Origin of the sequence: Chitinophaga sp. RCC_12 (genome assembly GCF_041360695.1) — a bacterium.
Taxonomy (GTDB): domain Bacteria; phylum Bacteroidota; class Bacteroidia; order Chitinophagales; family Chitinophagaceae; genus Chitinophaga.
Genome location: NZ_JBFUPS010000003.1, coordinates 574625 through 596529, shown reverse-complemented (window position 1 = coordinate 596529; position 21905 = coordinate 574625). Strand labels below are relative to the sequence as shown.

The following is a 21905-nucleotide window of genomic DNA, read 5'->3' as shown; positions in this document are numbered from 1 at the left end:
TTGTTTTACCAAAGAAGGTGATTTATCAGTTATACGTTAAGCTCAAAGTATTGTTGTCCCTGTAACTGGGCAGATTTCATCTGCAACCAGGCGATGTAGGAATTGGGGTCTCCCGGTTCTTCAATGCGGGAGTACAGTTCCATGCCGTCTGTCAGCTGATCCAGGGTATATACTTCCGGTACGTTGATGAACTTCCATTGTACCAGCTCCTGTTGTTGATTTTTAAAAGCATATTGTTCCTGCATACCAATTTCGCGGGCTTTATCGCAGGCGTCTTTCTTGGTAACAGCGCTGATTAATCTTAATTGTTCATCAAATTGCGGGGTATGATTGCCTTCACCGCAGATGATCTGGTATACAACTTTCGCAACAAACCAATGCATAAAATTAAAATTTAAAAGTTGGAGAAGATAGAATACAGGTTGAGAGATATGGATGTTTTATGATCAGTAACTTTTTATTTCAACACCACCGAATACACAGGATCCTTTCAGGACCAGCAGTTTCTCAATGGATCCGTTAGACATCATGCCGGTGTGGCGTTTGTCTTCCACTCCGCCGAGGACAACATCAATATCCACCTGAACTTTCCAGTGGGCCGGTACAATGATTTCACAACCACCGAAAACGGCTGAAACATCCATCACAGCGGTGCCGTTGATATCTGCATTCATGAAGTTGATAACGGCGCCTCCAAAGACAGCGCTTACATCGCCTCCTTTAAAGTTTTTAGACATCACCATTTTATTCACACTGCCAAAGATTGCGTTGGCACTCAGCGTATCCTCGCCACTGGCAAATTCCTGGCTGGAGCCGAAGGCATGTTTTTTGAATGTCCAGTCCGTACCGTGATAACTCTTTTTAAAGATCAGCACAATACCTACCAGGATCAGTACTACCGGCCATATAAACTGGGCGGTGGCGTATGGCAGATTGAGTATTTCGTTTGCCATGAAAATTCCGCCTACCAGGACCATCACAATCCATCCCCCGAACCTGAAGTTATGTTTTGCCCCAACAACGATACCGATAGCTATCAGGATCATTTGCCAGGAGAACAGCCAGTGGGGCAGGTTAAGATCCAGGCGTTGCAATAACAGGCAGGCACCAACGATGATGAAAACTGCACCGCCTATAAAGCGGCCTTTTCTTTTTGATGCTTCGATATCCTCGTTTTTCATTTGATTTACTATTTATGATACAAATGTAGAACGGCGCACTGTTATTGGAAACAGGGTTTAGGCTAATAAAGTACCCTTACCGGTAAAAAGCAGGAAATCGCCGGTGAAAACGGCGGGCTATATTTCTACCGTTACCAGGGCATCGTTGCCGGCCAGTTTTACCAGGATGGCTTTCAGCTGCTGTACCATAGGATCGGGGCCACAGATATAGAAATGCTGGTTGAAATCCCTGATCTTCTCTTTCAGGTAGCTTTCATCGATGGTGTGGTGGTCGTAACCCGGCACTTCCTGTGCAGTCAGCGTATTAATAAAGCGGTTGCCCAGCATGGCTTCAAATTCATCTTTCAGAATAATATCAGACAGGGTTTTATTAGAGCAGATCAGCTGGTTGCTGCCCAGCTGGCCTTTATGCTGCAGGTCGCGCAGGATGGCGATGAAAGGAGTAACGCCTGCGCCGCCGGCGATGAAGGTGCCTTCTCCTTTATACTGAATGGTACCCCATACATCGTGCAGGATAAGTTGATCGCCGGCTTTCAGTTGCCCGAGTTCACGGGTAACGCTGTTGTGGTCGTCGTAGCTCTTGATCGTGAATTCCAGGTGATCCCATTCGGTGAGACTGGTAAAGGTAAAGGGGCGTCTTTCTTCTTCCCATCCGGGTTTATTAATAGCTACCTCTGTAGCCTGACCGGGTACAAAGGTATATCCGGCGGGCTTTTCCACGGTGAATTGGCGGACGTTGTGTGTTACGGGGGTAACGGCCAGGATTTTTACGATATGGCTTTCCATTGATTCAGGTTTTCTTTAAGATGAATGTAGGATATTTTCTTTCTCAGTGCAATGCCTGTAGCAACAAAGGCAGCAGGGCTTTGGCCCAGCGGCTGTAGTCTTTTCCGGAAGGGTGCAATCCGTCGCCTGCCAGCAGTTCGGGATCCTGAGCGGCTTCCCGGGTAAAGTGCGTGATATCCAGGTAAGGCACCAGCCACTCTTCCGCAATAGCTTTATTGACCGCGTTATACGCATCAATTTCCCGGTAGATCTGTTCCCGGTCGCGGCCGGTGGCAAATGGCGTTACGCCCCAGTCGGGAATAGACAGCACTACCACATGTGAAGGATTGTTGCCGGCAAAAACGATGGCCTTTTGCAAAAGGGCGGTAAATGCTGTTTCATACTCTTCCACGGAACGGCCACGGTATTGGTTATTTACGCCTATCAACAGTGTTACTATATCGTAGGTTTTACTTATATGTGCTGCGGCAATGCCGGCTTCCAGTTCGTCGGTGGTCCACCCGGTGGTGGCGATGATCTGCGGATCTGATACGTCAAAGCCTTGTTCCCGCAGCAAAGCGGCCGCCTGCACAGGAAAACGTTCGGAGGGGGAAACTTGTTCACCTATAGTATAACTATCGCCGAGGGCGAGGTACGTAACAGGAATCATGGTGGTATGTGAGATTTTGTTGCTGCGAAAAATGACCAGCAAAATAACATTAATCCTAACATAACCAAAAAGTTATATGTAGGTGTTAAATTTGGGGAATAAAGGGTAAATGTTCCCCCTGCGTAAACGGAAAAGCCTTACCTTTGCCCGCGATTACAACAATTACGTAACGCATAAGAAACCGTTTTATGCCGGCAGAAAAAATATCGATGAACAATGGCCTGTTACAGGTCCCTGCACACCCCATCATTCCATTTATAGAAGGCGACGGAATAGGTCCGGACATCTGGAGAGCCAGTGTACGTGTATTCGACGCAGCTGTAGAAAAGGCTTATGGCGGTGACAGGAAAATTGAATGGAAAGAAGTACTGGCAGGTGAGAAAGCCTTCCAGCAAACAGGTGAATGGCTGCCAAAGGCTACACTGGATGCGCTGAAAGAATACCTGGTATCTATCAAAGGTCCCCTGTCTACTCCCGTTGGCGGTGGTATCCGCTCCCTGAACGTTGCTATGCGCCAGGAGCTTGACCTCTACGCCTGTGTAAGGCCTGTACGCTGGTTCAACAAAGTACCTTCCCCGGTGAAACACCCGGAGAAAGTGGACATGGTGATTTTCCGCGAGAATACGGAAGACATCTATGCCGGCATTGAATATATGACAGGCACGCCTGAAGCAAAGAAACTGCTCGATTTCCTGCAAAATGAAATGGGCGTTAAGAAGATCCGGTTCCCGGAAACCTCTTCCCTCGGTATTAAACCGGTATCTATTGAAGGTACGGAAAGACTGGTACGCGCCGCTATCAGCTATGCGCTGGAGCACAAACGTCCGTCGCTTACCCTGGTGCACAAAGGCAACATCATGAAATTCACCGAAGGTGGTTTCAAAAACTGGGGCTATGCACTGGCAGAAAGAGAATTCGGCGATAAAGTATATACCTGGGAACATTGGGAAAAAACCAAGAAAGACCTGGGCGAAGAAGAAGCCAATAAAGAACTGAAAGTAGCCCTGGCAAAAGGAAAGCTGCTGATCAAGGATGTAATTGCGGATAACTTCCTGCAACAGATCCTGCTGGCGCCACAGGATTATTCTGTAGTAGCCACGCTGAACCTGAACGGCGACTATATTTCTGATGCACTGGCCGCTGCGGTAGGCGGTATTGGTATTGCCCCAGGCGCCAACATCAACTACCTGACCGGCTACGCTGTATTTGAAGCCACACACGGTACTGCACCCCGCTTCGCCAACACCAACACCATGAACCCATCCTCCGTGATCCTGAGCGGCGTAATGATGCTGGAATACATGGGCTGGAAAGAAGCGGCTGAAATCATTGTTCACGGCCTCAGCACCGCCATCATGCGCAAACGTGTTACCATCGACTTCTACAACCTGATGGACGATGCCACCCTGGTGAAAACCAGCGAATTTGCGGATGAAGTGATCAAGCAGATGCTGCATTAAGCGCGAATTTTGTCTTTCGCGAATTTTGTCTTTCCCGCTGATTACGCTGATTTTACTGATTTAGGGATTTGATCATTTTAGATTTAAAATGATTTGGGGAGATATCAGCGAGTGGATTTAAAGTAATTCTGAGAAGATAAAGCAATAAAAAAAATTTGGGGAGATGTAAACGGATATATCCGCTTATATCTCCCCAAATCATTTTAAATCTAAAATGATCAAATCCGGGTAATCAGTAAAATCAGCGTAATCCTGAAAAAGACAAAATTCGCGAAATTTTGTTTTTTTCACAGCTATTCGTATTTTTCGTGATTATCCCGATTGGGACTCGCTTGAATAATTGTTGTGAAATGCTTTTAATTTAATTTTAAAAAACCCGAAATGGCAGAAAAAATTAAAGTTGCTAATCCGGTAGTTGAACTGGATGGTGATGAAATGACACGAATCATCTGGAAATTCATCAAGGATAAACTGATACTTCCATACCTGGATGTTGAAATTAAATATTACGACCTCGGCATGGAGCACCGCGATGCTACCAACGACCAGGTTACCATTGATGCCGCCAATGCTATCAGGGAAGTAGGCGTAGGCATCAAATGCGCTACCATTACGCCCGATGAAGATCGCGTAAAGGAATTCAACCTGAAGCAGATGTGGAAATCCCCCAACGGCACTATCCGTAATATCCTGGATGGCACCGTATTCCGTGAACCAATTGTAATGAGCAATGTTCCCCGCCTGGTGCCTAACTGGACTGCCCCGATCTGTATTGGTCGTCATGCTTTCGGTGATCAGTACCGCGCTACCGATTTCGTTACAAAAGGAAAGGGTAAACTTACTATTAAGTTTGAAGGCGAAAATGGCGAAGTGATCGAACATGAAGTATACAACTTCAAAGGCGATGGCGTTGCATTAGCCATGTACAACACCGACGAATCTATCAAAGGCTTTGCCCGTGCATGTTTCAACCAGGCACTGATGAAAAAATGGCCTTTATACCTGAGCACCAAGAACACCATCCTGAAAAAATATGATGGCCGTTTCAAAGATATCTTCGAAGAAATCTATCAACAGGAGTTTAAAGCTGAATTCCAGGCAAACGGCTTAACTTATGAACATCGTTTAATCGATGACATGGTGGCCAGCGCACTGAAATGGCATGGTAACTTTGTATGGGCCTGTAAAAACTACGATGGCGACGTACAGTCTGATACCGTTGCACAAGGCTTTGGCTCTCTCGGCCTGATGACTTCTACCCTCATTACCCCCGATGGTAAAACAATGGAAGCAGAAGCCGCACATGGTACTGTAACCCGTCACTACCGCGATCACCAGGCAGGTAAACCTACCTCCACCAATCCCATCGCTTCCATCTTTGCATGGACCCGCGGTCTGGAGTTCCGTGGTAAACTGGATAACAACGAGCAACTGATCAAATTCTGCCAGGCACTGGAACAGGTTTGTATTGAAACCGTTGAAAGTGGTAAAATGACCAAAGATCTGGCTGTTTGTATCCATGGTAATAAAGTAGAACATGGTAAACACTACCTGTATACAGAAGAATTCCTGGAAGCACTGGATACTGCGCTGAAAGCGAAACTGGCGTAAGCTCATAAAGACAATAAAAAAAGCAGCGGATAAAGTATCCGCTGCTTTTTTATTTTAACCAGATGGGTTGCTTACAACTTCATCTTCTTTCTTAATATTTTATCTTCTCCATAAATATCATCGTAAAAAACAAGATTACCATTTTGTCCTTCTGCCGTAAAATACCGCAGGTAAATGGGAATATGTTTAGGCAGATCTACCTGTTTCTTTTCCTCCCTCGCCAGCCATACGCGAACACTGTCACCAACATGCCGTAAGCTATCCGCCCGCACCAGGTATTGCGCCAGGCTATCCCATTGCTGCACCCGCACACAACCATGACTCATGGCACGCATGGAATTTTTAAACAGTCCGCGGTTATTGGTATCATGCAGGTATACGCTGTACTTATTCCTGAAGTTAAATTTCATGATGCCCAGTGAATTATCTATTCCATCCATCTGGCGTAACACATAAGGGAAATGCCCTTTACCGAGTTTCGACCAGTCGATGGTATAAGGATCAACTGCATTACCATCTCTATCTATTACTTCCAGGTTCTTAGACGCAAGATAGCCGACATTCTTTTTAATAGCCGGCAGCATTTCCTTAAATACAATACTGTAAGGTACCCGCCAGTAAGGGAACATCATGAAGTTGGTCATGTAAGAATTGAGCAACGGTGTGCGGGTACGGGGTGTACCCACAATTACGCGCGATTCCAATACCACTACCCCGCTATCCACTACCTTCAGATTATAGCCGGGCAGATTTACCATGATATACCGGGACGGCAATGTATCCGGCAGCTTACGCCAGCGGTCGAGATTTACAGCGGCCTGCATGATCCAGTCGTGCATAGAGCGGTTCATTGCCATCACTGTTCTCTTTCCTGCTACGCCATCGGCATAAATATTAAATTCTTTCTGGAAAGCTTTTACACCGGTTTTCAGTAAGGCTGAATCCAGCTCCCGGCCGGTGGTATCAATATGACCGCTTTGTACCAGCCGGTTGATCACCAGTTGCCGGAACCCAAGCGTGTCGGTATAATTGAGTGGTAAGGTATCCCAGTGATAGTTTTCGTATTTGGCTTTGAAAGACTGGATCCCTTCTTTCAGGGCGATGTACCCTTCATGTACAGGTTCCAGTGAATGCAGGATGTTTGCTACATTCTTTTCATTCAATGCCTGCCGTAACTGTGTGATGAGTTGTTCGTCGGTAAACGCTGAATCCTTTTTAAGGGTGATGCTGTCACGGGGAGCAACGCCGTAGCGGAGATCGGACGCCATTTTCATGAAGGCATCTGTCATCAGCACATCGACTTTTGCCCACAGGGCGGCATCTTTTTTTGCGGTAGCATCGTTGGTGATCTGCTCCCAGGCAGCCGTTAGCGCGGGTTCATGATATTGCGCAGGCAACAGTCCCACGTCTTCCGCGTGCTGGATCATATACAGCATGGAATCGGCTGCGGGATTGGTAATCCCGTTCTTTGACCATTGGCTGGCCGGCTTATCGGCTCCGTAAAAATCCTGTATAGCTGAAGCGCGGAAAGATTGCAAACTGTCTTCCAGTTCGCCATCATTATCTTTCAGGGCCGACAATCGTTCGGTGATACTCTCCGTGATCACTTCATCCAATTGTTTGATGTTTGCTACAATCTGTTTTTGTTTGGGGGCGGTATGCTTTTTTTTATTTACACAGGCTAACAACAAGCACATTCCAGATCCGCATAACAAACTGATAATAAAAATTTTGTTCTTCATCTGCAGTAAATCGCTATGGTAAAGATAGGAATTTACAAATACTGTGCTGAAAATTTTTAGAGAACGGGAAATGGAAGCGGTTAGCCTTCTACTACGGCTGCCACTATAGAAAATGAATGTTTTCCGGTTTACAACTATGAATCATGAAGCATGTTACATAAAAATTGCAGTGAGGAATATGACGTTGAAGGGTTTGCTGGTGTATGAGTATTGGATTCTTCTGCATAAAGTGAGAAAACCAACTTTTACCGGAAATGGTAATCCGGATCAAAGTTTTACACTATAATCTTATATTTTAATCATGAGTAAAGAAAGAAAAGAAATGGTTTTACATGATGAGGTATTAATCAGTAAAATCTATTATATCAAGGGACATAAAGTAATGTTGGACCGCGATCTTGCGGAGTTATATGATGTAAAACCAATACGGTTAAGGGAACAGGTAAAACGTAATATAAACAGGTTCCCGGAAAATTTCATGTTCCAGTTGACAGAGGAGGAAGTGGAAAGCATGGTATCGCTAAATGCGATACCATCCAAAAAGCACCTTGGTGGCTATCTCCATATGTTTTTACTGAACATGGTGTGTTAATGCTGGCAAATGTATTACGCAGAGAAAGGGCTATACAGGTGAGCATCCGTATAAACGGCATGATGAAGCAGGAGGATAGTCTCCCACAAAACCCTTTCTGCAACAATCCTTCTTCACAAAAAGCGACCGAGTTGGTATTCTACTAGTATATTTAGCTGACTTTGCTTTATCCTCCCTTTTATATTGCTTGCATTCGCTACCAGTAAATCATAATGCCCGCTTTAATTTACCTACGCAGACAACACACATGTCATTTATTCACCATTTAAATACCGGGATAGTGTATTGAGAGTGTATTGAGAGTGCATTGATAGTGCATCAGGAGTCCATGAGGAGTGCATGAAGAGTCCATGGATTCCCCATAACATACGCATGTCTGAAGCATGGCTGAAGCATCTGCGAAATAACAACGCGCCAAAATACAAAAGCCGCAGACACTACATCTGCGGCTTTAAAAATCATTTCTCCTGCTATCTATCTGCAACAATCCTTTTTCACAAAAAGCGACTGAACAAATTTCAATATGCTTATAACAACTTTCTTCATGTCCGGATTTTTTAAAAAGAGAAGCCACGATGTGCAGCAGCTTCTCTTTAAACTAAAACTAAAACAACTAACTTCTATATCTTATCTAATGGTATACGCTCAGGCGCTTTCAATTGTTTGAATTTACTTGGCGTGAGCCCCGTTACTTTTTTGAACTGTGCTGAAAGATGGGCCACGCTACTGTATCCCAGCTTGTAACTGATTTCACTCAAGCTTAATTCATTGTATACCAGCAACTCTTTTACCCGTTCTATTTTCTGCTGAATAATATACTGCTCAATGGTAGTGCCTTCCGTTTCAGAGAAAAGATTACTCAGATAATGATAGTCCTTCTGCAACTTTCCTGCCAGTAAGGTGGAAAAGTTTTCTTTCATTTCATCCAGCTCTGAATGATGCACCGCCTGTACAATAATACTTTTTATGCCGGCAATCAGCTGCTGTTTTTTATCATCTATCAGTAAAAATCCTTCCTGCTGGAGCGCTTCGGACAACTGCTGCAGCTGTTTCTCAGAAACAGTACCTGCAACGGTTACCTTGCCCAGTTGTATATCCTTAACGTCCAGTTGCTGCGCGGCAATGGTGGTAGTAACCACTTTGATGCAGCGCGGACAAACCATATTCTTTATAAACAGATCTGTTGTTGCCATCGGTTACTTTTTGATATTAAAAATGTTATGCTCCACCCTGATTAAAAAAGAGTTGGAGGTATTCCTAGCCATATCTCCGGTTAACTGGGTGCGGTAAGATAAGTCCAGCCTGGTGGTGCTGTTAAAAATAAACTGCACTGCGGGTGCTATATCCAGGTAGGAGCCTCTGCCCACCGCGTCTGTATTGGTTTTGCCTAACAGTTCCACGTAAAGGTTTAAATTGGTTTGCTGGAAGCTTTTATACTTCACCGGCAAAACCAGGTACCCTGCAGAGAGACTATAATTTACGGAACTCCGGGAGAAGTCGTCCGGGATTTCATCCTTCACATTGTTCATATAACGGGAGTAGCCCAACGTTGTGGACAATGCCAGTTTATGTAACAGCTGTGTAGCAATAATCCCTCCGTTCACACCTGAAGTAACTCCTTCCAGATCCAGTTCCTTATTATCGTATGGTCGCATGGCATGTGAGCCGTCGGGCATTTCCGGGTAATATGGATTGTTGATCACGGCGCCTCTTACATAGGCGGCCATGCGGAAATGCGCGTGCTGTTGGTCCAGCGACAGGAAGCGATATTTGGCATACACACCGCCGCCTTCCAGTTTTACGGACGGCTGCATCATGTTGGATGCATATCCCAGCACATGCAACATGAGCCTTTTATTAGCGCCCCACATCACTTCCGGCTCAAAACGCATTCCGTTGTCGCCGGAATGCTTCATGTTGAAAAACTTATTGGTGAGCCTGATCCCCAGTGAGTTGGCGGGCATATTGCTCGCCGGTTCTGTATTTACATACAACTCCTGGGCAGCTGCTATGCCGTTACCAGCCATGATAATCATGGCTATTATTAAAATTCTTTTCATATACCGGCCAGCTATTAAATGGTGACGTGATAAATTCTTTTGGAAGCAGCAGCGCCATCAGTCTTACAGCAGTCGCTCATCATACCTGTTTTATAGCAGGGCATAGTGGTTTCAGTACTGAATTTTTTAAATTGTTTGGAAGAAATAAAGTCTTTGTCAATTACGGTGATGTCTTTATCACCAGATAATACCTGGTTTTTTACATCCATAAAATGAAGGGTGCTGCCGGCAAATGCTACGTGCGCATCGTTTTGCACGCTTACAGCATCAAAATTGGCAGTCATCACCAGCTTACCTACAGAAAAACCGGCATCTTCCACTTTACCTTTAATAGCATCAATGCTCACCGGGGCACCGGTTTTGAAGGTAAGAATGAACGTGGTGTTATCGAGGTCGGTATCAATTTTTTCAACAAAAGGAAGTGATTCCAGGGCCTCGTAAGTAGCTTTTGAACACATAGCGCAGGTAAGGCCGGTGGCGTGTACGCTGGCTTTTTTAAATTGCGCGTTTGCGCCGAAAGATATGCCCAGTGCGAGCAATATAATGGATACTATTTTCATGATCTGATGAAATAAGATTGAATAATAAGATGAATTACAGTCAAAGCAATAGCGGTGCTGTATTGCAGCAACAAACACTACATTAAAAACCGCATCAGATCAGGAAAGTACAATTGCGGAGGAAAATAGGCGCAGACGGGATGTCTGGCGGATCGTGGGGGCGGCTCACGAAAAATAGTTCCTGCACCGGCAAAGCAGAAACAGGTAAAATCCTTACGGGCAGCTGCATATCTGTGGCAGGGCTGAAACTTGCTTGCAGCGCTTTGGCGGCCTGGTGCGATTCAGTAACCTTACAGAACTTGAATTCATCTTTACAGCAATCCATGCCTTTTGAAGGCTTTCCGCATTTTCCGCAGTGGTCAGCCGGAGCTTCCTGCAGCTCTACAGACGCCAGTTTGCCCATGCAATAATGCACGTTTACTGCAAACCCGCTGGTAAGCGTGATATACAGTACTGCAAATAATATGGCGAAAAATTGCTTCATGATGAATTACAAAGATAAGAAAAAAAATGACCGGGATTGCGTCGCCACAATACCGGTCATCATATAGTTATATGTAATAGCTAGTTAATAAACCACCATCTGAGCCCCAACCTGAAGGCGAAGTTATTATACGGGTATAATGGTCCGGCATAATTGTTATCACCCAGGAAGGTATTTAGGTTTTCTGCGCGCACATATGCGGAGAAGGATTTGATCCGGAAGTTGGCGAATGCTGCAATATCCGGTAAAGCGTTACTGATCTTGGCGGCATTCTGGTAAATAAACTGACCGGTGAGCGGGGAATAGTCATCTGCATAATAACCGGTGTTATAGCGCAGTTCAATCCCCGTCATGAGGTTCAGGTTTGTATACAGTCTTTTTTCGAAGGCAAACCGGTTACGGGTCCAGAAAGTGGGCACGTTCAACGGCCCGTTGCCATGCAGCTGCTGGAAGGCGATATCTACATACCAGGCAAACGGTTTGATGTTAAACTTCTTGCTAAACGTTATTTGTAACAGGTTAAACAGCGAGTTATACTGCTCGCTGTGATAATAATCTTTAAAATAGGTGTAATTGGTAAACAGGAAATAATTGGCCGCCAGGCTGTAATTCAGCTTTTTGTTTTCGGTGGCAAACTGCAGCTGGGTGATATTTTCCTTCGACAGGCTGGTGTTATACCAGGCATCATTTGTACTGTTAAAATATTTGAAGACGTAAGAGGGTTCCTTATTTACGTTGCTGACCGACAGGCGGACATCCCCAAGGAAGTCGTTAATATGTCTCCTTAACATTCCGTAAAAACCATAATCCCCGATATTCTGTCCTACTACATAAAACTCACCTCTTGCAGAGAAATCCCATTTCTGGTTGCGCGTTTTATTGCGGTATTCTCCATGCACGGCCAGGTTGGTAAAATTAATATCTGCGTCCAGGAAGGTACCGGTGAGACTTTCGAAGCGGGCGCCAATGTTAATAAAGTGTCCCTGGTTACCGAGTACAGGGAACTGGATCAGCGACAGATCGTTAGAAATCATTTTCCACTGGTGCTTGGATGCCACTGTATCGCCGGGTAGAAAGTTATAGTGACCGGAATAAAAAGCGGTATCAGGGCTGCTGTCCAGGAATTCGTAGTTATTGCTCTGATAATTGAACGTGTATTGCACACGGAATATCGGGTCATACTTATAATAATCGGTAGTATCGTTTACGTGGATACTGTCGCCGCGGCCCCAGTCGTACTGCTGCTGGATCAGGAACCCTGTTTCGCGGTAGTTGGATTTCACCGGTATGCTGCCTCCGAAGAATGCATATGTTGTTGACGCATCATTACCCAGGTTTACCGGGATGGTTTTGCGTTGTTTGTAAGTGCTGATGTTCATGAAGGAATCGTTCCTGATCCCCCCGTTCTCCCCGCCGTTGATCTTATTAAAGTAAAAGCTCAGGTAGGTATGGGCACGTTTATTCTTGCTCTGGTACCGGGCCGTAAAGCGGTAGATATCGTGATTGGTATTTTGTGAGCGAAAATAGCCGGGGGCGTTTATTTTGCGGTAGTCGAATGCAAAGTTGAAGCGCTCCGTCCGGTTCTGGGTATGGGAAAGCCCGATAATCTGTTCCTGTTTGCTGCCTACCAGGTACTGCAGCTCTGTGTAAGGGCGTGTAGTATAGTAGAAGCGTGCATCCTTATGGGAATTGGAATATACGTCGTACGCGTGAAAGCCGGCGTCAAAACCGGGTTTCATGCGTGGTGTATAAATCATGTTATAGGCTGCGCTGCCGGTATTGCCGAGCGTGGTGTACGAGGAAGGTACTTTCAGATAATTGGTCTGAAAATCGGCCACGGAGGAGTCGAGCTTATAATCGGTGGGTTCACCGAGGATGCGGTAGGTTAATGTCAGCGTATCCGGCTCGTGTTCATGTTTTCCTGTATCCCGCTGCATTTTGCTGGTACCGCCGCCGCCACCGCCCATATTGTTGATGCGTCCCGAGTTAAACTGGGCCATTAGTTGATTCCCGCACAATAACAGCAGGGCTATGAAAATGAAAATTTGCCTCATCCGAAAGTAACAAAAGCGTTTATAGTTGCCGGATTAATTCACTAAATATCAGCGTAAGCTTAGGTTCTGCTGCTTTTGCAGCTGCCAGTACTTCTTCGTGGGTGATCACATTTTCTTCTTCACGGATACCGATATCGGTGATCACACTCATGGCAAATACTTTCAAACCGGCATGTGCCGCTACAATTACTTCGGGTACGGTACTCATCCCAACGGCATCGCCGCCGATGATGTGCATATATTTGTACTCTGCCCGTGTTTCAAAGGTAGGCCCCTGAACGCCTACATATACGCCGCTATGTAAAGATATATTGTTGGCCGCAGCAATTTTATTCGCTGCATCGATCAGTGTTCTAGCATAGGGCTCACTCATATCCGGGAAACGCGGACCCAGTGTGTCCTCATTTTTGCCCCGCAGCGGGTGTTCCGGCTGCAGGTTGATATGATCCCTGATGATCATCAGATCGCCTACCTGGAAAGATGGGTTCATCCCCCCGGCGGCGTTGGAAATAAATAAAGTATGGATTCCCAGGGCTTTCATGACCCGTACAGGAAAAGTTACCTGCTGCATGGAAAATCCTTCATAAAAGTGAAAACGCCCTGCCATAGCCACTACCGGCTTCCCCTGCATGAATCCGAGGATCAATTTGCCGGAATGCCCTTCCACCGTAGATTCGGGGAAATGGGGTATGTTGCTGTATGGTATTTCAATGCTATCCTCAATTTCCCCTGTCAGGTTACCCAGGCCGCTACCCAGGATAATGCCCGCCACTGGCTTGTTTTGCCAGAATTTGCTGATATATTCCCCCGCTGCCGTGATCTTTGCTGTTAATTCACTCATCTGTTTATACATTAATAAAAGCCGGATTTAAAAAACAAACCCGCGCAAAGTTATTTTTTAATTCACAAATGACTGCAGTTTTATATTTAAATCATAATGACCTATTTTAGCGGCAAATTTTATTCCGATGAACTTACACGAGTACCAGGCTAAAGAACTGTTGAAAAAATATAATGTACCGGTACAGGAAGGTATCCCGGTGGATACCCCTGAAGCGGCTGCGGAAGCATACAAGCAGCTGAAAGTGCAATTTGGTAATGAATTTGCCGTTGTAAAAGCCCAGATTCATGCGGGCGGACGTGGAAAAGGTAAGATCCGTGGTACGGAACAGAGAGGTGTGGCAGTAGGAAAAAATGCAGAAGATATTAAAAACATAGCAGGAAATATCCTGGGAGGCACCCTGGTTACCATTCAGACCGGCGACGCGGGTAAACTGGTAAATAAAGTACTGGTAGCACAGGATGTTTATTATCCGGGCGCTAACCCTGTAAAGGAATTCTACCTGTCCATCCTGCTGGACCGTGCTAAAAGCCAGAATGTTATCATGTATTCCACTGAAGGTGGTATGGATATCGAAGAGGTAGCACACAGCACTCCTGAAAAAATATACAAAGAGTGGGTAAAACCAAATATGACCCTGCAGCCGTTCCAGGCGCGTAACATCGCTTTCAACTTCGGTTTGAGCGGCGAAGCGTTCAAAAACATGGTGAAATTTGTAACCAATCTCTATAATGCATACGTAGGACTGGATTGCAGCATGCTGGAAATTAACCCGCTGTTCAAAACCAGTGATGAAAAAATCATTGCGGTGGATGCCAAAGTAAACCTGGACGACAACTCCCTGATGCGTCATCCGGACCTGGAAGCCCTGCGTGATATTTCTGAAGAAGATCCTACCGAAGTAGAAGCCAGCAAATACAACCTGAACTTCGTGAAACTGGACGGTAACGTAGGCTGTATGGTAAATGGCGCAGGTTTGGCCATGGCTACTATGGACATGATCAAACTGAGCGGCGGTGAACCCGCTAACTTCCTGGACGTAGGTGGTACCGCCAACGCACAAACCGTGGAAGCAGGTTTCCGTATCATCCTGAAAGATCCTAAGGTAAAAGCTATCCTGATCAATATCTTTGGTGGTATTGTTCGTTGCGACAGGGTTGCCCAGGGTGTTATTGATGCCTACAAATCTATCGGCAATATCACCGTGCCTATCATCGTACGTTTACAGGGTACCAATGCTGCTGAAGCAAAAGTACTGATCGAAGAAAGCGGCCTGAAAGTACAATCGGCGATTCTGCTTAGCGAAGCAGCTGCGCTGGTAAATAAAGCCGTTAGCTGATAATATCGCCTTCGGCGATTTTAAATTGTCTTGGCTCAGGATTACGCTGATTTTACTGATTAGCTTGATTTGATTATATTTAATTTTAAAAGATTAAGGGAGATAGAAGTGGATATCCACTTTTATCTCCCTTAATTATTATTAAAAAAATCTAAAAATCTAAAAAAATCCAAAAGTAAAATCAGTAAAATCAGCGTAATCCTGAGAAAGACAACCTTCGCTTACTCTCCTTTCTTAGGCGCAGGCGGCATGGTAGCTTTGGGCTTGTTTTCTTTATTGTCTTTGTTGTCTTTGTGTTCTTCCTTTGGCTTTGCGGGCGCGGGTTCCTGGCTGTCGGCGCCAGGGGTGGCGTAATCGCTGGCATCGCCGGAGCCGTAGTCGTCGGCGGAACCGTTGCCTACGTTTTCTGATTCAGCGCCTGGTTTTACATTGGAATCGTAATTCATGTAAATATCGTCTTCGCTCATATTGGGCGGTACCGGGAAATGATCGTTGGAGCTTACTTTCAGCGTTGGATCGGCATACACTTTCTGCATGAAATACGCCCAGATGGGTAAGCCGGTATTGGCGCCCTGACCAATGGCGGTAGTGCTGAAGTGGATAAAGTTGTTTTCGCAACCTACCCATGCACCGGCCAGTATTTTGGGAGTATAGCCCATGAACCAACCATCGGTGTTATCGTTGGTGGTACCGGTTTTACCAGCTATTTCACCCTGAATGTTAAAGCGGGAACGGACACGGGCGCCAGTACCACCTGGTGCTACCACGCCTTCCATCATTTTCACCATGGTATAAGATTCCCTTTCACTGATCACCTCGCGTTTCACCGGCGCGAAAGTTTCCAGGATGTTACCATTCCTGTCTTCGATACGGGTGATGTAAATAGGTTTGGTATTGATACCTCTGGCGGGGAACATGGTGTACCCCTGCAGGAGTTCATACAGCGACAGCTCCACGGCACCCAGCGCAATGGCCGGGTAGGCAGGAATATCACTGGTAAAGCCTACTTTATTTTTAGCGAAATCTGCAAACGGCTTGGCCCCTATCTGTTTGATCAGGTAGGCGGCCACCAGGTTCAGTGATTTTGCCAGTGCGCCTGCCATCGTAATGCTGCCACCGGTGCTGCCTTCCGAGTTATGCGGCGTCCAGCCGTTGATGGTAATCGGTTCGTTTGGCAGAATAGTATTTGGCGACATGCCATTCATAATGGCGAAGCAGTACAGGAAGGGTTTAAATGTAGAACCCACCTGACGGCGTGTTTTGGCCACGTGATCATTTTTAAAGTAGCGGAAATCCGGTCCGCCTACCCAGGCCTTTACTTCCCCACTTTCAGGGTCCATAGCCATAAAGCCTGCCTGTAAAATGGCACGCATATATTTAATGGAATCCAGCGGGGTCATGGTGGTGTCTATTTCATTCAGGTCTGGTTCGGTAGAACTTCTCCAGCCAAATACCTTCATGCGTACCGGCGTATTGAATGCCCTGGCAATGGTGGAATCGTCTGCTTCGTCCTCTTTCATGGATTTATACCTGTCAGATTCCTTCATGTACTGATCCAGGAATTTGGGCCATTTCTTCCAAACGTTGCCTGTTTTGATATCGTTTTGTGCAGAGAGCGATTTTTGCAGTACTGCCAGGTGTTTGGCCACCGCTTCTTCTGCATACAACTGCATTCTTGGGTTGATGGTCGTATATATTTTGAGCCCGTCGCGGTAGAGGTTATACTCTGATCCGTCGGCTTTCTTATGCACTTTGCACCAGCTTTTCAGTTCATCGCGCAGTACTTCCCTGAAATAAGGGGCCAATCCTTTGTTGTGATCAATTTTATTATAGTGCAGTACAATCGGCTTGCTTTTCGCGGATGCGGCCTCCGCTGGTGTAATAAAACCGGCTTCCTGCATATTGCTGATCACGGTATTGCGGCGCTGGAGGGCGTTTTGCGGGTTCCGGCGCGGGTTATACAGGGTGTTGCCTTTGAGCATTCCCACCAGGATAGCGGCTTCTTCGATAGATAAATGGCCGGCATCTTTGCTGAAGAATGTTCTGGCGCCGTTTTCAATACCATATACGTTATCGCCGAAGGCAACGGTGTTCAGGTAGAGGGTAAGGATTTCCTGTTTGGTGAAGTTCCTTTCCAGTTTTACGGCAATGATCCACTCCTGCACTTTCTGAAACGCCCTGCCAATCGGGTTACCGGAGCGTTGTTTTCCCAGGTTATCCGTTTGCAGGTTCAAGGCCAGCTGCTGGGTAATGGTACTGGAACCACGCTTTTTACCGATGAGCAGGTAAAAAGGGATAGCCAGTGTGCCTTTGGGGTCGATACCGGAGTTATCATAAAAACGGGTTTCTTCCGTTGCTATCAGCGCGTTGATCACGTTTTTGGAGATCTCATTATAGTCGCTGCTGGAACGATCCACCTGGTAGTACTTACCGAGAATGGTACCGTCGTCGGCAATTACCTCAGCGGCCAGTGCTGCCCGCGGATTTTCCAGTTCTTCCATCGACGGCATGCTGCCAATGATCCGGAAGTTAATGAGTAAAACTAAGAGAACAATTAATGCTAAGATACCAAAAGCCACCCGCCACAATATTTTCACCGATTTTTTCATGCGCTTATTTAATTTGTTTTATGGCCAGATTTTGCCCGATTTCTTTATATGAAAGACAATTTATCACTATCTGTTGGCTATATATATAATTTTTTCAATAAAGTTTATATGCAATAAACAAGCCTGTTTATGGCAGCCCGACCGACAAAGCTATTTAAAATTCCAAAAATACTTACTGGGTCACATAATTATCTGTAAAAAACTTACGGTAACCGGTCAGGTCTTTGGTGCTGTTTAATAAGATGAAATTATCCCTGGAAATCACAAAGAAATTGTATTCTGTGGGTCTTATCCGGGGAATGATATTCGCAGCAGCCTCATCGCGGATCTCGTCGAAATAGGCCAGGGCCTTGTCTTCGTTGGGGAAAAGCCGGAAAATCAGCATCACATCGTTAGGGGTGAGCACAAAACTGCCGACTTCAATTTTATCCGTGGCGTGTTTGGCGGCATTATAACGGGTAAACTGGTTAAGGCCCTCGTCCATAAGCTCCTTAGACACGCGCTGGAAGGAAAGCACTACAAAAAACGGGTTGTCGGGCGATATTTTGTAAGGCGTTACCGGTTTTGACGGTGCAATGGGCACTATGGGCGCAGGCAATTTGCCAGCCATACCGGCGGCTATTTTAGCCGAATCGGCCGGTGTTTTGGCGCCGTTGATTCTATCGGCCAGCACCGGTTGTGGATTTTGCCAGGGGTATCGCATAGAAACATCTTCATCCAGCAATACGCCGTTGGCGTCTTTCTTCCTTACTTCCAGCTTGGCGAGGTAGTCGGAAAGCTCTGCGCGGTGGTTCAAGGCATCCATAAGAGCCTGTGCCTGAGCGCGTACCGGTTCATCCGCGGCGTACTTGGTAAGTACTGCCTGTACTGCTTTACGCGATAGCTGCAGGGTATCCGTGGCGTACAGGGTATCTGTTTTCACGATCAGCATTGCTTCCAGCAGATCGAATTTGGACTGGAGGAAGTTAACGCCGAAGGTGCTGTCGGCCTGTTTCTTCATAGCCATCGATTCCGCGTAGTTACCATGGCGGAAGGCTTCGTAAGCGGCGTCATAAGCGGCGCTGATCTCTTTCTTTTTCTGGCTGTCGATATCCCTTAACCCGCCTGAGCGGATGATGTCTGCAAAATTGGTATTACCGTACTGGTTCAACACCATTGATTTATAGTGATTAGCCTGGGCCGTATGATTGAGTTTACTATGCCATACATACAGCGAATACAGTACTTCCGCCTTCCGTGGATGATCCGGGTAAAGGATCAGCAGGGAGTCGTAGGTTTCTATGCCCAGTGAATAGTTTTCCAGTTTATCGTGATATAATTTGCCGAGATCAAACCAGGCCTCGTGTACGGCTTTTTGTGAGGCGGCCAGTTTTTCCGGTGTCAGCGGCAAGCCTGCCGCGAGGGATGCAGTGCTGATCGTGTCTGCCGGCACGTCGCCAAGGATGACGGACTTTGTTTCCTCTGTAATTTCTATCGGGCCAGCGCTGTTGGTAGCATTTACCACGCCGTTCTGGCTGCGGCGCCAGTTGTCTACCGGCTGCCGGCTGCCCCATCTGCGTTTGAATTCGGAATAGCCGGCTGATTTACTGCCTGCATTATAGAAATACCAGTCGCCTTTTTCTTCTTTTGGTGAATAGGCGGTGCCTGCTCCGGTCATGCTGAAGGAGGACGCACTTTCCTGTGGATTGGCGGCGGCCAGTTTATCTTTCTTTCTCTTTTCGGCGGCTTCACTTTCCATGACGGCCACCATTTTCGACAACACAATGTTCCGGTCGGACGGGGACATGGCGGCTAATTTCTGGAGACTATCTTCCCGGTGAATGGTTTCCAGCCGTGCCACCACTTCCGTGAGCACTTCTTTGCGGGTTTCCACGGTAGGGGCGTCCACAAAATCCTTTGTCATTACGCCCGCGGTGCTGTCGTAATATTTTTTTGCATCGGTATAGTTACGCTGGTCGTAGTAAATATCCGCCATGCCTTTATAGGTGATGGTGCGCTGCATGAGGTTGTCACTGGGTATTTTCAGTGATTGTTTCATATAGTTAAGCGCGGCTTCCGGATGATCGGGATATTCGAGCACGCCCATGGTATAATAGATCCCGTCGCGGAACCGTTCGAACCGTTGCTTTTTGAGCATGCGGCGGAGGCCTGCTATGCTGCCGGCTACATTACCGGTGGTTTCCGCATTGGTTCTGGCGATCTGTAACCGGGCCTGGAAATCCATCATGGGATCGGGTTTCATGCTGATCACGTTGCGGAACTGGTCGAGGGCGGAATCCGGGTGTTGCTGCTGCAGGTAGAGCTGGCCGAGGATGTACGACATCCTGGCTTTGGCTACTTTATCATGACTTTTATCGATGGCGACTTTCAGCGGTTCTATTGTTTCCGGGTACCTTTTCTGGATATAGTGGCTGTAGGCACGTACTTCCGCCAGGTCGCCGTCGAGGCGGTGGGGGAAGTTAGGATCATTGTTCAGGATATTGAGCAGCGCCTGTACTTCATCGTATTCCTGTTGTTCCAGCAGGGTACGGGCTCTCCACAGGAAAGCGTCGTTACGTGCTTTGGTATGCTTGAGGCGGCCGAAGACACCTTTTCTTTTTTCTTTTGTGGCGATGGAGATCTGGTCATTTTCATGCGCCCCCACTACTGTTTTGTATTCCGACTTCGTTTTGGGTGCGAAGGCGATATTGATGTACTGGAATGTTTTATTGGCATTTTCGAGGTCACCTTCATAAAAGTAGGCGCGTCCCATGAGCAGGAAGCAATCGTCGATCCATTTACCGCGGGGGTCGTGGAGCTGGATGGCCATGTTTGTTTTATCGATCACGGAGTCCAGTTCACCTTTGCTGAAGCCCTGGCTCTGGAGGCTGAAGGGATAAAACGGCAGGAGGATATTATAATTATCCTGGCCGTCGCGGTTAGCGGTTTTCACTACCCGGTCGAGTTTTACCCTGGCATGAAAGTAATAATTGAAGCGGGTAGCCATGTTCTGGAAGAATTGTCTTTTCCAGGTCCATTTCTTTTTCTCCAGCATTACTTCAGAAGGGGGACGGCGATCCTGCACGCGTTGTTCGCGCGGTTTAAAAAGGGGCTTGACGGCAGGCTTTTGCTGCTGTTGCTGTTTACCGGGGGCCTGGCCCTGGGAATTTGTTTGCTGAGGCTGATTTTGAGGGTTATTTTGTGCCCGGGCAGCCTGCAAAACCAGGCAACATGACAAAATTATTATTCCCGAATATTTTGGTAGCAGTTTGATGATGCAATTCATGGATGCCAGGGTGTATAGGCTAAATATATATAACTTACAGTTTGAAAAAATATTTTAAAGATAGGATAAAATAGTTGATTGAATATGCGTCCGGAAGAAGTGATGCAGACTTTTTCCGGCAGCGGATACATTTTAATCGGCTGGTTTTCAGATAAAAAGACTTCTTTCTGCCGGCAATCCTCAAAACACTGTTTCCTATTTTACAATAATGATTAACTTTAGCCCGCCTTAAAAGAAATAGCATTCTTTAAGAAGTACCGCAAAACATGGCTAAGAAGGGGAATAAAAACAGCAGACGAAACCTGGAAAAACTAAGTCATAAATACCGTCTGGTAATTATGAATGACGATACCTATGAAGAAGTGACCTCGTTCAAACTCTCCCGGATGAGCGTGTACATTGCCTTCAGCACCCTTTTTGTGTTACTGGTAGCCATTACGGTAGCTACGGTGGTATTTACGCCGCTGCGTTATTACATCCCAGGTTACGGAGATCTGAAACAACGAAAAGAGTTTATCCACCTGAAAATGAGGGCTGATTCGCTGGAAACGGCTATCAATGCCCGCGACCAGTATCTGAACAATATCAAAAAGGTAATTAACGGCGATTTTACCGGGAAAGTGGACACCACGATGTTAAAAGTGCCTGCCGTAGATAACAGCACCTATTAAT

The 21905-nt window shown here is 46.3% G+C and carries 18 protein-coding genes; 5 read left to right on the top strand and 13 right to left on the bottom strand.

Going from position 1 to position 21905, the window contains the following annotated elements:
• Positions 1-29: 29 nt before the first annotated feature.
• The 4 genes from AB6805_RS12080 to AB6805_RS12065 all read right to left on the bottom strand — a co-directional run bounded on the left by AB6805_RS12080 (position 30) and on the right by AB6805_RS12065 (position 2616).
• Positions 30-383, bottom strand: coding sequence for a DUF4288 domain-containing protein (locus tag AB6805_RS12080; RefSeq protein WP_079469030.1), 354 nt, complete (start codon positions 381-383; stop codon positions 30-32).
• 63 nt (positions 384-446) lie between these two features.
• On the bottom strand, positions 447-1181 hold the full coding sequence (locus tag AB6805_RS12075) for a LiaI-LiaF-like domain-containing protein (RefSeq protein ID WP_370909682.1): 735 nt from the start codon (positions 1179-1181) through the stop codon (positions 447-449).
• A 117-nt stretch (positions 1182-1298) separates the two neighbouring features.
• Positions 1299-1967, bottom strand: coding sequence for an FAD-binding oxidoreductase (locus AB6805_RS12070; protein ID WP_370909681.1), 669 nt, complete (start codon positions 1965-1967; stop codon positions 1299-1301).
• 43 nt (positions 1968-2010) lie between these two features.
• Positions 2011-2616, bottom strand: coding sequence for an SGNH/GDSL hydrolase family protein (locus AB6805_RS12065; protein ID WP_370909680.1), 606 nt, complete (start codon positions 2614-2616; stop codon positions 2011-2013).
• A 188-nt stretch (positions 2617-2804) separates the two neighbouring features.
• On the opposite strand from AB6805_RS12065, the gene icd reads away from it, so the two are divergent.
• Positions 2805-4076 carry an NADP-dependent isocitrate dehydrogenase gene (gene icd, locus AB6805_RS12060; RefSeq protein ID WP_370909679.1) on the top strand — a complete coding sequence of 424 codons (1272 nt, stop codon included), beginning with the start codon at positions 2805-2807 and terminating at the stop codon, positions 4074-4076.
• A 381-nt stretch (positions 4077-4457) separates the two neighbouring features.
• Complete coding sequence (locus tag AB6805_RS12055) at positions 4458-5687, top strand: NADP-dependent isocitrate dehydrogenase (protein WP_370909678.1); 1230 nt, start codon at positions 4458-4460, stop codon at positions 5685-5687.
• A 71-nt stretch (positions 5688-5758) separates the two neighbouring features.
• On the opposite strand, the gene AB6805_RS12050 is transcribed toward AB6805_RS12055, so the two are convergent.
• Complete coding sequence (locus AB6805_RS12050) at positions 5759-7384, bottom strand: murein L,D-transpeptidase (protein ID WP_370909677.1); 1626 nt, start codon at positions 7382-7384, stop codon at positions 5759-5761.
• A gap of 346 nt (positions 7385-7730) precedes the next feature.
• On the opposite strand from AB6805_RS12050, the gene AB6805_RS12045 reads away from it, so the two are divergent.
• On the top strand, positions 7731-8021 hold the full coding sequence (locus AB6805_RS12045) for an ORF6N domain-containing protein (RefSeq protein ID WP_370909676.1): 291 nt from the start codon (positions 7731-7733) through the stop codon (positions 8019-8021).
• A 620-nt stretch (positions 8022-8641) separates the two neighbouring features.
• Here the strand turns inward: AB6805_RS12045 and AB6805_RS12040 are convergent.
• The 6 genes from AB6805_RS12040 to AB6805_RS12015 form a co-directional block, all read right to left on the bottom strand.
• Entirely contained in the window at positions 8642-9214 is a 573-nt protein-coding gene (locus AB6805_RS12040) for a helix-turn-helix domain-containing protein (RefSeq protein ID WP_370909675.1), read from the bottom strand.
• A gap of 3 nt (positions 9215-9217) precedes the next feature.
• Positions 9218-10081 (bottom strand): hypothetical protein, encoded by an 864-nt coding sequence (locus AB6805_RS12035; RefSeq protein WP_370909674.1) that lies wholly within the window; start codon positions 10079-10081, stop codon positions 9218-9220.
• 14 nt (positions 10082-10095) lie between these two features.
• Positions 10096-10641, bottom strand: coding sequence for a heavy-metal-associated domain-containing protein (locus AB6805_RS12030; protein ID WP_370909673.1), 546 nt, complete (start codon positions 10639-10641; stop codon positions 10096-10098).
• A gap of 94 nt (positions 10642-10735) precedes the next feature.
• Positions 10736-11125 carry a hypothetical protein gene (locus AB6805_RS12025; protein WP_370909672.1) on the bottom strand — a complete coding sequence of 130 codons (390 nt, stop codon included), beginning with the start codon at positions 11123-11125 and terminating at the stop codon, positions 10736-10738.
• Between the two features lie 80 nt (positions 11126-11205).
• Positions 11206-13125, bottom strand: a complete 1920-nt coding sequence (locus tag AB6805_RS12020; protein WP_370909671.1) for a putative porin — start codon at positions 13123-13125, stop codon at positions 11206-11208.
• 73 nt (positions 13126-13198) lie between these two features.
• Complete coding sequence (locus AB6805_RS12015; protein WP_370909670.1) at positions 13199-14020, bottom strand: purine-nucleoside phosphorylase; 822 nt, start codon at positions 14018-14020, stop codon at positions 13199-13201.
• A 127-nt stretch (positions 14021-14147) separates the two neighbouring features.
• On the opposite strand from AB6805_RS12015, the gene sucC reads away from it, so the two are divergent.
• Positions 14148-15359, top strand: coding sequence for an ADP-forming succinate--CoA ligase subunit beta (gene sucC / locus AB6805_RS12010; RefSeq protein WP_079469042.1), 1212 nt, complete (start codon positions 14148-14150; stop codon positions 15357-15359).
• Positions 15360-15580: 221 nt separating this feature from the next.
• Here the strand turns inward: sucC and AB6805_RS12005 are convergent, their stop codons facing one another.
• Both AB6805_RS12005 and AB6805_RS12000 read right to left on the bottom strand, forming a co-directional pair.
• Positions 15581-17968, bottom strand: coding sequence for a penicillin-binding protein 1A (locus AB6805_RS12005; RefSeq protein ID WP_370909669.1), 2388 nt, complete (start codon positions 17966-17968; stop codon positions 15581-15583).
• 172 nt (positions 17969-18140) lie between these two features.
• Positions 18141-21032 (bottom strand): hypothetical protein, encoded by a 2892-nt coding sequence (locus AB6805_RS12000; RefSeq protein WP_370909668.1) that lies wholly within the window; start codon positions 21030-21032, stop codon positions 18141-18143.
• A gap of 467 nt (positions 21033-21499) precedes the next feature.
• On the opposite strand from AB6805_RS12000, the gene AB6805_RS11995 reads away from it, so the two are divergent.
• Complete coding sequence (locus AB6805_RS11995) at positions 21500-21904, top strand: hypothetical protein (RefSeq protein ID WP_370909667.1); 405 nt, start codon at positions 21500-21502, stop codon at positions 21902-21904.
• The last annotated feature ends 1 nt before the right edge of the window (position 21905 follow it).